Here is a 12,303-nt window from a genome sequence, read left to right on the forward strand (position 1 = left end):
GGTCAGCTGAATGCTGACCTTTTGCTGACTTTACTGATGGGTCATCAGGTGTGTTGCCGGGGGCAGTGGCTTCCTCGCCTGGTGGTCGTACAGCGATCTGGCATGCCCAGCCTGCACCCCGAGACAGTGCCGATCATCGGACCGCCGTGTCCTCAGCGCCGCTGCTTGTGCATCATGAGCGGATGGAGTGCCCAGGCGAGTTGCCCATCGTGATGATCACAGCCGATCGTGGTTCGGACGCCCTCGTATTGGTCAGGTCCGACGGCAAAGAGGCGCGGGTGCCGCTGCCGGGCCCCTTGTTCGAACCGACAAGTCTGCTGTCTCGGGTCTCCTAACCGCCGACCTTCGAAGGCTTGGTTGTGCAGACTCTCAAGGGCGACAGCATCGTGTTCGAGCTCCCCCGGCCTGACCGAGCCGACCAGTTGGCCGGACGGCTCGTCGTCTATCTGGATCAGAACAAATGGCGCCTCGTGAGCGATGTGATGAGAGGGCAGCGGAGCGGGACGGCGGATGATCGAGTCGCGGCTCTTCAGCTTGCGCAGTGGTCAGCGGAGCGCAAGATCATCCTTCCTGCTTCGTCGGGGCACTATTACGAGACGACCAAGTGGTCGAACGCGGAGGGGCGCTACCGTCTAGGCCTCTCCATTCTTCAGGCCAGCGGGGACTGGCAGTTGCGGGATCCCCTGCAGGTGTGGAGGGATGAACTCCGTCTGATGTTCCGTGCGCAGATCAGGCAGTCTGAGGTGATGGCGCCGGTCGTGACGTTGGAGCCGAAGTCGCTTCATTCGGCCGCGAGAGGCTTCGTTCCTGCTTCGGCGCCGGCGGACTTTCCACCGATGGCGGCGTTCCAGCAGGAGGCGCTTGTTTCTGCCGTGAGTTTGATCGACACCATGCTGGACTCGGAAGGTGGGGAGCGTGGTCCTGAGCTTGGCTGGACGGAGGCGAACCAGAAGTTCAGTGACTGGCTGGACACCCAAAGCGGCGATGCTCAGCAGAAGCGCAAGGCGATCGACGCATGGCTCCTCAGCGACCTGCGGAACAGGGTGGCCGAGGAATCCTTTGCCGCAGGAATGACGCCGGAGCAACTGAAGGAATGGGGCACAGGATCTCAGCCCGTCCAGAAGATGGCCTCTCTTCCGGCTCTGGGCCTCTTCCGGGAGATGCTCCATGAACGTCACCTCAACCGTGGCACCACGTGGAAGCCGAATGACGTGATCGACATGGTCTATCTCTCCTGCGCGGCCGGCTACGCCGACTTCGTCGTCTGTGAGCGGCAGATGCGGGAGTCGCTGGCGCGGGGGGCGAGACGGCTCGGGCGAAGCACTCAGGTCTTTCGGAGCCTGGCCGAAGCGGTATCTGCTGTGGAAACGGCGCTTGGGACCCGTCTTGGAGCTGGCGATGCCGGGTCGTCGGCGTAAGGCATCCTGCGTGCGTCCGCGACCAGAGCCGACGTGCCTTGCAAGTGGCGTTGCAGCCGTCAGGCCGCGTGGAAAGGTCTCACCTCGGCGTGTGCTCGCCTGGGCCGTTGCCGTGCATGCCTGGAGCGATCTTCCTTCAGGCATGGGGCCACCGCCGGATGGGGTGTACGGACGCCAGTGCGCGTAGCATGAATAATCATGGATCTCATTGCACGCGTGCGCCGGGCGATGGATGAACAAGCCATCCATCCAACGGAGTTCGAGCGTTGCGCCTGTGCGCTCCTGCAATCACAGTATCCGGGCCTGTCCGCGGTCGAGGGTGGGCATGACTTCGGTCGCGACGCCGACATCTACTTCCCATGGGGACCCCAGGACGCGGACGCCCGTGGGCGCCTGCTCGTGACTACGGGTAATCCTGTGGCGAACCTGCGCACGGGCCTTCGTCGTATGAGTGAAGAGGGCGTGCAAGCCGATCTGATTGTGATGGCCTGCTCACAGCCTGTCAACGCTACCAGGCGCGCCTCCTTGGACCGGTTGTGCGCAGATCGTGGCCTCCCCGCGCCGCACATCTATGCCCGGGACTGGTTCGCTTCGCGCTTGTCCAAGGAGCCGATGTGGAGGTTCCACCTCCTCGGTGTTAGAGGAGAGCTAGAGGCCCTGCTTGACCGGCCGCTGGAGCTGCCGGAAGACGGCGCTGAGCACACCGATCTCCTTGGCCGAGAGGCGGATCTGGCCAAGCTCGACGAGGCCGTCACCAGCGGCCGGGATGTCGTGTTGGCCGGCGTGCCCGGTGTGGGGAAAACCCGGCTCACCGTTGAGCTCACAGGCAAGGTCGCCTACCTAGAGCAGGCGCAAGCAGATCGCATCCTGGACGAGCTACTGACTTCTTGCCCTGCCGCCGTGGTCGTGGACGATGCCCACACTCGTATCAACGAGATGCGTGTGCTGCGACGGGCGCGCCACAGTGCGGAACATGCTTTCGCCATCGTCGCGACCACCTGGCCCGACAGAGCAGACGAGGTGACGGCGGCCTTGCCCGGCGCTGTCCGCCTTGACATCGACCTATTGGAGCGATCCGACATGAACGCCCTGGTCACCTCTCTGGGCGTCACTGGGCACCGGGCCCGGGCGGCAGTTCTCGACCAGGCGGCTGGACGACCGGGGTGGGCCGTCACCTTGTGCCAGCTGTTCACAACGGGTGAGGGAGGCCAGGTAGCCAACGGCGCAGCACACCTGGCCAACGTAGAGCGCCATCTCCGCCGTATCACCGAGACCGAGACAGCCGTCGACGTTCTGGCCTGTGTAGCGGCCCTGGGAGGGGCTTCAAGCGAGACGCTATACGCGCTTGCGCCGCTCGTCGGCGAGCCGCCGGCCAGAATGTCCGGCCTGATGGAGCGCCTTGCGCGCCACGGCCTCGTGGAGACGGTGCACGACGTCTGGCGGCTGCAACCAGCCCTGCGCGCGCCACTGATTGCCCGGTGGTTCTTCACACGTCCGGCAAACAGGCCGTGGTCCACTCTCTGCGACGCCTTCCCCACCAGGAGCCGCGACCTCGTCTCCGCCGCCATCTCCGCAGCCCGCGTCTCAGTCTCCTCGGACGCTCGGACGGCAGTCGAGAACTGGGTGCGAGCATTGCCCGCACCGGCCGAGTGGGACACCGGCACCCTCTCGTTGGTGTCCGAATACGCCCGTCTGGACCGAGAGGCTGCACAGTTCGCGGTCACCCAGGCTCGTGCGATCCTCGCCGCCCCGCGTGACGAGCCAATGAACGCCACCATCACGGACCGGCAAGCTGACGCAGCTGCTCGGCAGCTCGCACAGTCGGCGACGCAGTATCTACTGCCTGAAGCCATAACCGCTCTGCTCGACCTTGCCGTGGGCGACGAGCGCCCGCGCCACTCCACTCCGCAGCACCCACTGCGAGTGCTCGACGACGTGGCCAAAACGATCGACCCGGACTTCGGAACCGTATTCGAGGTTCGAGGGCTGCTGTTGAGGCCCGTCCTTGAGTGGCTGCGTACTCACCGCTCTCCAGCTGACTGGGGTGTAGCCACCGAGGTGCTCGCAAGCATCTTCTCCGCCGAAACGTCTGGGACTTGGACTGACCCCGGTAGTCCCAACACGGTCACACTCGCCCGGGGCGTGGAAAGTGCCGAAAACCTGGCCCGTCTCATCTCCTTGTGGGACCAGGCGGCGCCCGTGATCGAGGAAACCGAACGACAGGACGGCCTGAACAGCGCCCCCGCCGCGGTTGTTCCTCTGCTGGACCTGGCCGCCTCATGGGTACGGCTCGGTGCAGGATTCGTTCCCCACAACAGCGAACCGAGCAGGGAACAGAAGAACCAGGGAGCGAAGGGAGGAACTCGCATGCTGGCTACCCTGCATCATCTGCTCCAGGCCTCTCCCGGCCTCGCACTCCGTGCTCGACGCATGCTCAACGCCGCATACGCGCGGACCGGCGACGAAGGAAGCAACCTCCCGGCACTGGACATCGATCCAGATATGCAGTCCTTCATCGGCTGGAGTCGTCGGGACGCCACGGGCCACCAGGACGAAACCGCCCCAGGCAGCGTCCGCAGAGTGGAATCTCTCGCCCAAAGGATTGCTGCCCTCGGCCCGACCGCCGGAGTCGCGCGATTCATCGCCTTGGCTGAGCAATCCGAGCTCGCGGGAGACCACGGAGGCGGCACCTGGGTCGCCGACCACATGGTGCCGCACCTCACCGACCCCGCCGCCTGGCACGCAGCGGCAACGGCAGCTGGCAGCCCGCCGATTCACCGAGCCGCACTGAGCCGATGGCTCACGACTTCCCCCGACACGTTGTCTGCTGAGGTCCTCACCTCTGCGCTGGATGATCCCCGCTTCAGAACCGGCGTCATCTCCACCGTCCTTGGACGAGGTACAGACGACACTGCTGCCCAGCTCGTGGTCGCGAAGATGCGCGCCGAAGACGCCTGGCTGCTCGACTCGATCTTTCTCCGCGACGAGCCGCACGAGGTACTGCACCGTCTCCTGCGCCACCCGGACGCTGTCGTCGCCGGCAGCACGGCGGTAATCTTCGCCATCGGACAACCCCATGGCCCTTTACTGCCAGATGCATGGCGAGCTACCTGGTGTGATGCCGTACGCCGCATCCGCCCCGAGGATCTACCCCAGCACGACGAGTGGCGTGCCAGCCAACTCCTTGCCCACCTTGCCGAGCACGACCCCAATCTGCTGGAAGCGTGGTACACCGCGCGCCTCGACGAAATGGCCGAGCAGGGCTATTTCACCGCGCCCGAGCCCCACGGGTGCGACCTGCACCTGGACCGCCTTCCACAAAGCCATCGCTATCGCCTTACCGTCCGCTGTATCGACCTTCCACGCATCGGGCACAGCCCACTTGTCCAGCTTGTAGGCGCCGACCGCAACCTGGCAGAGCAGCTCATCAGGGATGACGTGGCCACTCCCGACAAGCTTCTCGAAGCCCTCGTGGGCCAGCGGAACGAAATACTGGAAAGCCTCGGGCCGCTTCTCCTCGACCACGGCGTACCCGCCGCACACATCGCGGCCGACGTCGCGTGGGTCGATTCATGGTGGGGAGAGGATGCGGCCAGACACCAACATCTCATCGACTACTTCACAGACCTCTCCATTCGCGTCCCGGCTCTCGCTGCCGTCGCCGAAGCGGGTCGTGCTCAGCAAGAGGAGCTGCTGCGAACGGCGGAAAGCAAAGAGCGCGCTGCGCGAGTGCAGGGGCGCTGAGCGAGGCTGGCACAAGGGCTTGGGGATGCACGCTGCCGATCATTGAACGGCATACGTGCAGACCAGAGACGCTGTGCAACTCATCAAGGGTGTCGGTCGGGTGCGTTGATGGGCCATCGTCAGCAGTTGCGGCCCGATTCCTCATGCTCCAGGAGTGAGGAGATCTTCTTGAGGTTGTCGTCCTCGTTGTGCTGACCTGCAGGAATCGACCGGAGAGGCCCTCTGGCTTGCACCGACCCGTCATTCCTGCCCTCTTGTGTCGTGCTGCCCATTGATGCGGTCGATCCTCCCCAGCGCTCCCCAGCAGGGCTCCATTCTCCCCAGGTTCTCCCCACCTATGTGGTCTCAGAAGGTGATTCGCCGATGGGCAACGGAGCGACTTGAACGGCGAGCAGTCGTGGTCGACGAGGTGTCAGTCCCCCGGTCTAACCTGTGGCCCGGATGGCGACGCAACGAATCGAGCGGGGGTTTGGTGTGGGGCAGCTCTCACGGCAGCCGGTGGTGATTGACAAGAAGATCGACTTCCTCCCGTTCCACGATATGCCTTGGGATGACTTCGAACGGTTGGTCTGGGAACTTGTGCAGGTGGTGGAGTGTCTGTCGCCCTGCCACCGCTACGGAACGCCGGGGCAGGCGCAGGGTGGTATCGACATCGTCGGGCGTGCGACGGACGGTGGGTGGCACGCCTTTCAGGTCAAGCAAGTGACCCGGTTCACGGAGACAGACGCGAGGAAGGCGTTGGACACCTTCGTTCACGGTCCACGCCCTCAGGGCGCGGCGCGCCTGGTCATCGCCACCTCATGCAGGGGAACGCGAACCCAAGTGCGGGACCTGGCCCATGACTATCAGGGCCGGCATCCGGAGCTGGCCCTGGGTGAGATCTGGGATGCAGAGCACCTGGGGATCTTGCTCCGTAGCCAGCCGCTCATCGTGGCCCGCTACTTCGGAGACGAAGTTGCTCGCCGGTTCTGCGATCGCGAGGCACTGGGGGAGCTCTCACGCATGGAGCGCTCGGGCGGCCCGGTTGGTCCGGGCATCCCACTTGCCGCCGCCGATCCCTTTGGCCTGGAGGTCCATGAGGCGATCACTATCGACCACGCCACGGACGATGACCCACTTCCCTCATACTTCCGCCGGCCCTTCGACGACGAACTCGGCACCGCTGTGGACCAGGCCCTCGCAGAACGAAGCGTCATGAGGGTGCTCCTCGGAGACTCCTCCACGGGAAAGACGCGAGCGGCATGGGAGGCGATTCAGCGGTTGCCCGAAGAATGGCGACTATGGCACCCGGCTGGTCCTGACGACCTGCTCGATTCGATCGGCTTGGTCTCCCCCCGAACGGTTTTGTGGCTCAACGAGATCAACCGCTTCCTCCTCTCCGGCGATACCGATCGGGACGAGCAGGTTGCTGGCAGGCTCATCGGGTTGCTCAGAAGTGATCGATCCGCCCCTGTGCTTGTCCTCGGCACGGCCTGGCACGAGCACTGGTCCACGATGACCACCGCGCCGCGCGACGAACGCGCTCAGACGAAAGCCCTGCTGGCCAAATGCTGGATCCGGGTGCCGGAGATGCTCAGTGTCGACGAGCTCTCCGCCCTCACCGCAGAGCCTGAGCGCACCGACAGGCGGATTCTGCAGGCTGCACGGCTTGCCGAGGGCGGACACGTCATCCAGTACCTGACGGGAGGCCCTGCCCAGTTGGAGCGCTACGAGACAGGCTCCCCCGCAGCCCGCGCGGTGCTGCAGGCTGCGATGGACGCCCGCCGACTGGGCCACGGTCTCGATCTCCCCCACGTTTTCCTCAGAGAGGCTGCTGCGGCGTACCTCACCTCGCTACAACGTGATCTGGTCCGGCCCGACTGGTTCCAGCGAGCGGTGGAGTACCTGTCGGTCCCGTGTCGGGGTGTACGTGGGCCCCTCGCCCCGGCCGCGGGCTCGTCCCTGCCGAATTCACTGGAACCGAGCCACTACCGGCTCTCGGACTTCGTCGAACTACACGCGAGAAGAAATCGCCAAATGGAGTGCCCAGGCGCAGGATTCTGGTCCGCTGCCGTCCGGCATGCCGCCAGCGCGAGGGACAAGGTCGCCTTGAGCCGGGAAGCCTTGGCCCGCGGCAGGACGAAGGACGCTGAGGCCCTGGCCATGGCGGCGGCGGAGGACGGCGAGGGTGCGGCACTGTCCATGTTCGCCCTATGGCTCGAGGAAGCCTACAAGGACGAGGACGCTCTGCCCTACTTCGAGTTGGCTGCCGAGACCGGCGATGCAGAGGCTCAAGTTGTCCTGGCCTGGCGGTACGAGCGTGCGCAACGGTTCGACGAGGCGGAACGTTTGTACCGGAAGGCTGCGGAGTCCAGCGGCAGGTTCGATGCCACTGTGGGGCTCGCGTCCGTTCTGTCCCAGCGCGGAGACGACACGGCTGCGGCGCAGTTGTACGAGGCAGTCCTAGACCGCGGCTTCTTCGGAGCCCGGGTAGTTGAGTACCAGGCCCGATGGCTGGCCGATCAGGACCAACATGAGCGGGCCCTCGATCTCGCGACGCTATCGTTTCAAGCCGGCAATGGTGAAGCCTTCACCGGGCTCGCCTGGAGCTACATGTACACGGATACGCCTCGGGCGATCGAGGTGTTCCTACACGCCATAAAGGCGGGCGACAGGAATGCCCCTCGCGAACTCGCGTGGGTTTATGAAAAAGAGGGGGATTCGGCCCGCGCCGAATACTTCTGCGAGATGGCCGTCTCCCTGGGCGATACGAACGCTCTGCGCGGTCTGGGAATGATCCGCCGCGGCAACGGTGACCACCGATCTGCTGCTGGCCTGCTCTGGAGGGCGTACAACCTCGGCGTGCATTACGCGTTGCCAGAGCTGGCCAGACTGCGAGAGGAGACAGGTGAACTCAAGCGAGCGGAGCGACTCTATTGGCGGATTCTTCAGGAGGGGGACCCGAGTGCAGAGAGGGATCTCGTCCGCATCCTGGAGAGTACAGGAAGGACACGGCAAGCTGAGGACCTAGCCGCCCGTTCCGTAAGCCTCCTCGAAGTCCTCGCAAGGACCCGTGCTGCCCGCGGCGAGCGTGAGGCCGCCGAGCAAGTCCTGCTCCCAGCGATCCGCCAGGGAAACTTGAGCCTCCTCCTGCCTCTCGCCGCGATCCGTCAAGAATGCGGCGATATTGCGGGAGCGCAGCGCGTCCTGCGCCAGGCGCAGGACGCAGGTGTCCGGTTCGCTACGGAGCGGCTGGCAGAACTGGAGGCAGCGGCTGCCCGACCAGAGGCCTGAGACATCGAGAGCACGACGGCGAGATGCGCAGTCCTGGGGATAAGGTTCTCTCGCACGCGAGAGCTGACGTTGTGTTTCGCAGCAGCACTGCCCCCCCGCGATCAGGGAAGCGAGTCTCCAGGATCGTCGGGTCGGTGGCCGTGAACGCGGTGCAGGAGCTCGTCCGGGTGGCGAATGACCCTGGCCAGTCGCCACGCCGCGTCGTACGGCCTGCCGCTGCGCTCCGGGGACCACAGGCGGAGGGCGAGCAGACTGGTGAGCGGATCGAGTAGCCAGCGCAGTAGGAAGGTCTTCACTGCTCGTCCTCCGTTGCGTGGGGGACGGTTGCTTGGGACGGAGCCACAGACTCCAGGTCGCCGGACGACGACGGCCAGGGGAATCCGTCGGACCAGCCCATCTGCTCGAAGAGCGTGCGGGCCGTGGCCATGAACCGCTCCTGCCGTCCTGGCACATCGTCCAATCGCTCCCAGAGGTAGAGGAGGGAGTGGGCGAGCCGCTCGGCTTGTGTGTGCTCGGTGACCGACGTCCCCACCAAGGGCAGGATCGTGTCCCTGAACGATGCCCAGTTGAGGGCCGACAGGTCGTCCAGATGTTGCTCCAGCCACCACAGGCGGGCACTGTCACGGTCGGTGCACACGGTCCGAGCCAGCTCTTGCCGGCACAACCGATCCTGTGCGAGACGGAGTTCAACCTCGCGCAGGGCATTCTGGTGCCTTTGGGCTCGCTCGGCGTCCTGCTGGGGGAGCAGCAGGGTGAGTCGTGCCCTGAGCCAGAGGCCGGGATGGCTGTCGAGGCTGTGCCACGCCGAGACCGCCAGGGTGAGCCTATGCTGAGCGCATTCCAGTTCTTCGGGCCGATGCCTCCCGGCAATGGCGCGGCCGAGTTCGTCCAGGGCCAGACGGGCCGCCGCTCGCGCGGCGGTCGCGTGGTAGGTTCCGGTCGCCCGGGGAGGGACCAGATGGGTGAGAGTGCCACGCGCCAGGAAGCGGACGCCCGGCAGACAGGTGGGCCAGTACGCCTTGAACCGGCCGACCCGCCGTCTCCACCAGGGACCGGGACGCTTGGTCATGCCTCCGACGCTTTCCGGACGAGGCTGTAGTGCTGCATGGCGTGGCCGAGGATGTCCCGCCAGAACGGTCGGACCACCGCTCCGTCTGCCACCAAGAGCCGGTCGAGCCGCAACCGCAGCCGTGGCGGGGCGAAGACCTCAGCCAGCAGGGCGATTACCGCGTCCCTCTGGTCGGCGTCGTGCTCGAATCGCTCTTGCCACCGGGTGAGCTGGTCGAGCACGGCGTCCACGGCGTCGTTGGTGGTGAGCAGCGTCTGCCAGGCATGGACGAAGTGCTCCCTGCTGGACGGGTCGCCGGCCGAGGCGAGGACCAGGTCCGTGCCCGTGTCGCTGGAGACGAGTGCCAGGAAGGATCCCAACGCTTGGCGGTGCGCCTTTCCGCTGGCCTCGGTCCCGTGCCTCTTGAGCCACTGAACGACCGTTTTGTCCACGAGGCCAGGAGCGTGCCGGATAAGCTCCCGGAAGGCATCGACCAGCTTCTCGGCGCCGAAATCCTTCCCACCCGCTGCCTTGCCCAGACGGGTCAGGGCGAGCGCCGGCTGCTCCAGGCCCCAGGGCCCGCCGCAGATGTCGACGACCAGATCCACCTTCTCCGAGTTGTTGGACTCCGCCCAGTTGAGCAGGCGGTCGCGGACATAGCGGCCGAGTTCGGCGTCGGTCGCGGCCTTTGTGAGCGCCTCGACGGCCAAGATTCGCCGAGGGCCGGTGAGTCCCGTTGCGAGAGCGTCGAGCACGTGCCTGTCGTGCTGACGCACTGCCAGGCGCAGGAGGGCCTCGCTTGCCAGTCGAGCGTCGTCCTCTGGTACGGACCGATTCGCGGCGACACCGACCGCCCACCTCGTCAGCAGGTCGTGTTGGGCGGGGAACTCCTCCCAAAGGTGACGCAGGATGGCGGCGGGCAACCCCTGACAGCTGCGGTCGTGGTGGGCGCGGTCGCCGACGGCCTCGATTCCGGCTGCTTGGAGTCGACGGGACGACGTCGCATCGGTGAGTACGTCGGCCGGCCCTCGGGCCTGGCCCAACGAGGCGAGCAGGTCGTCGGACGCGCGGACGAGGGAACCGCGCCGCCCTCCGTCGAGCAGCGCTCCGGCCCACACCGTGACCCGAGTGGACAGCAACGACGGGCTGCCGTCCACGGCACCGCGCTTGTTGAGCAGCTTCTCTACCGTGGTGTGCCAGTCCCCGAAACGGTCCACGGCTTCCCTGAGCTGCTCCCTGTCGCTCACCGCGCTAATGAGTCCAGCCAGCCGGCACGCGTCACGGGCGGAGGGGTCGGCTTCCCAGATCGGGGAGAGATTTTCGTCCGTCAGCCAGGCCACCCGGTCTGCGTGACCGTGCGCGTCGAGCTCGGTCTCGACGAGGCGCCGCGCACTGGGGGACTCCAGCTGTACCGTGATGTCGCCGGTGGCGTCGGCCCATGCACCCTGCCAGTCGTCTGGGGTGGCGAGCACGACCAGGAAAGACCCCTGCTTGCGCAGTGCGGCTCCATGATGGACCAGGTCTTGGCCGAAGCGGGCGGGCGGCTCGTCCGGGAGGTCGGAGAGGTCGAGCAGGTAGCCCGTCGCCGAGCGCACCGGCAAGCACTGGGTGCCGGGCTTGGTCCACTCCGGTTCCAGGTCGAACAGCTCCGGCTCCTGCGGTCCCGCCGTTTGGCGCAGGAGCCGCACCGCTGCGGTCCGCCGGCCGCTGCCGGCGGACGCGCACAGCACCACGACGCCGTGCGCTTCGAGGATCTTGGCCGCGTCGAGCAGACGGTTCGGATCCCGGGGCTCGACGAAGCGGCCGTCTTCGCTCGCACGGTAGGCGAGGTCGCTGCCGTCGATGGGCAGAGTCTGGACGTAGTCACCGTTCAGGTGTACGGCGTAGTGGACCGCCTGGACGCTGTGGTCGCCGTATTGGTGGAACTCCGACGCGTTCGATGGCGGCGTGTCGGCCGGATCCTCGTATACCCGGGGCCTCACCGGATTGATTCCGTGGTACGTCGGGTCGGGTGCTTCGCTGCTGCGGTCGCTCATTACCGCCCCCGCTCGTCGTAGAAGTTGTAGCCCTGCTTGCCGTGCTCGCCGTACTGGTGGAAGTTCACCGCACCGGGACCCGCCGGAGCCGTGGGAGCCGACGCCACAAGCGCCCCAGATCCCGGCTCCTCCTCATTTGCCGCCGCGACGGACGGCTCGAAGATGTCCGGATCCGCGAGCCCCCAGTCAAAACCGGGAAGGTGCAGATAGGCCGGCTGCTCGAACTTCTTCACCCTCACCAGATGCCGGTGGAAGTGCGCCGGCAGCACGTCGTCGTTGACGCAGCCGCTGTCGAAGACGTCCTCGTACACCCGCTGGGAGACGATCACGGCGGTGTTGGTGATCTCGGGATTTCCGCGCTCGAGCACCGCCCGCAGCGCCTTGTCGTCCAGGAGCCGGTGGGTGTGCACCATGGGCACGCCCAGACCACTCTGAGGCAACGGGCCGACGTGAATGCTGACCCGAAGCTGCAGGGGCTTGAGGTGCGGGTTCTCGACCCGCCGACGGGAGAGCGCCTGGCGCAGTGCGTCGGGGAAGTGCCCCACCAGCGCGGGCAGGACCTCGGGGTCCATGCCGGCGACGTAACCGTCGCCTGTGTGCTGGCCGAATACGCGCCGCTCCCAGTGCGCGCTGACGTTGCTGGCGCTCAACGCCTGGGCCAGCAGAGGTGGGATGTCGGCGTTGACCTGCTGCATCCCTTTGCTGTCGAGTGATCCGAAGTCCCTGGCGTCGACAGCCAACACGGCCCGGTAGGGCCACAAGGGCTCCCATGACGGCAGCATGC

Annotated in this window: 7 protein-coding genes; 3 read left to right on the forward strand and 4 right to left on the reverse strand. The window is 66.1% G+C overall.

The window, feature by feature from the left end; all coding sequences use genetic code 11:
• The first annotated feature begins 359 nt into the window (after window positions 1-359).
• From ACWEJX_RS14500 to ACWEJX_RS14510, 3 genes are all read left to right on the forward strand, one after another.
• Window positions 360-1,418 carry a hypothetical protein gene (locus ACWEJX_RS14500; protein ID WP_451607786.1) on the forward strand — a complete coding sequence of 353 codons (1,059 nt, stop codon included), beginning with the start codon at window positions 360-362 and terminating at the stop codon, window positions 1,416-1,418.
• A gap of 198 nt (window positions 1,419-1,616) precedes the next feature.
• Window positions 1,617-5,162, forward strand: coding sequence for a hypothetical protein (locus tag ACWEJX_RS14505; RefSeq protein ID WP_451607787.1), 3,546 nt, complete (start codon window positions 1,617-1,619; stop codon window positions 5,160-5,162).
• A gap of 441 nt (window positions 5,163-5,603) precedes the next feature.
• The gene (locus ACWEJX_RS14510; RefSeq protein WP_451607788.1) at window positions 5,604-8,435 is read left to right on the forward strand and encodes an SEL1-like repeat protein; all 2,832 of its coding nucleotides are present in this window, start codon (window positions 5,604-5,606) and stop codon (window positions 8,433-8,435) included.
• Window positions 8,436-8,536: 101 nt separating this feature from the next.
• On the opposite strand, the gene ACWEJX_RS14515 is transcribed toward ACWEJX_RS14510, so the two are convergent.
• Genes ACWEJX_RS14515 through ACWEJX_RS14530 form a run of 4 tightly spaced genes read right to left on the reverse strand, consistent with a single transcriptional unit; the run spans window position 8,537 to window position 12,301 of the window.
• Window positions 8,537-8,731, reverse strand: a complete 195-nt coding sequence (locus ACWEJX_RS14515) for a hypothetical protein (protein ID WP_451607789.1) — start codon at window positions 8,729-8,731, stop codon at window positions 8,537-8,539.
• Complete coding sequence (locus tag ACWEJX_RS14520; RefSeq protein ID WP_451607790.1) at window positions 8,728-9,504, reverse strand: hypothetical protein; 777 nt, start codon at window positions 9,502-9,504, stop codon at window positions 8,728-8,730. The genes ACWEJX_RS14515 and ACWEJX_RS14520 overlap by 4 nt, the downstream gene beginning before the upstream one ends.
• Window positions 9,501-11,519, reverse strand: coding sequence for a hypothetical protein (locus ACWEJX_RS14525; protein WP_451607791.1), 2,019 nt, complete (start codon window positions 11,517-11,519; stop codon window positions 9,501-9,503). The genes ACWEJX_RS14520 and ACWEJX_RS14525 overlap by 4 nt, the downstream gene beginning before the upstream one ends.
• On the reverse strand, window positions 11,519-12,301 hold the full coding sequence (locus tag ACWEJX_RS14530; RefSeq protein WP_451607792.1) for a hypothetical protein: 783 nt from the start codon (window positions 12,299-12,301) through the stop codon (window positions 11,519-11,521). Before ACWEJX_RS14530 ends, ACWEJX_RS14525 begins: the two co-directional genes overlap by 1 nt.
• Window positions 12,302-12,303 lie beyond the last annotated feature (2 nt).

It is taken from the genome of Streptomyces sp. NPDC004788 (assembly GCF_053601115.1).

What these genes read in the sequence shown, in the direction of transcription:
- ACWEJX_RS14505 (WP_451607787.1), top strand. Translation starts at nt 1,617, where the DNA reads ATGGATCTCATTGCACGCGTGCGCCGGGCGATGGATGAACAAGCCATC.
- ACWEJX_RS14510 (WP_451607788.1), top strand. Translation starts at nt 5,604, where the DNA reads ATGGCGACGCAACGAATCGAGCGGGGGTTTGGTGTGGGGCAGCTCTCA.
- ACWEJX_RS14520 (WP_451607790.1), bottom strand. Translation starts at nt 9,504, where the DNA reads ATGACCAAGCGTCCCGGTCCCTGGTGGAGACGGCGGGTCGGCCGGTTC.
- ACWEJX_RS14525 (WP_451607791.1), bottom strand. Translation starts at nt 11,519, where the DNA reads ATGAGCGACCGCAGCAGCGAAGCACCCGACCCGACGTACCACGGAATC.
- ACWEJX_RS14530 (WP_451607792.1), bottom strand. Translation starts at nt 12,301, where the DNA reads ATGCTGCCGTCATGGGAGCCCTTGTGGCCCTACCGGGCCGTGTTGGCT.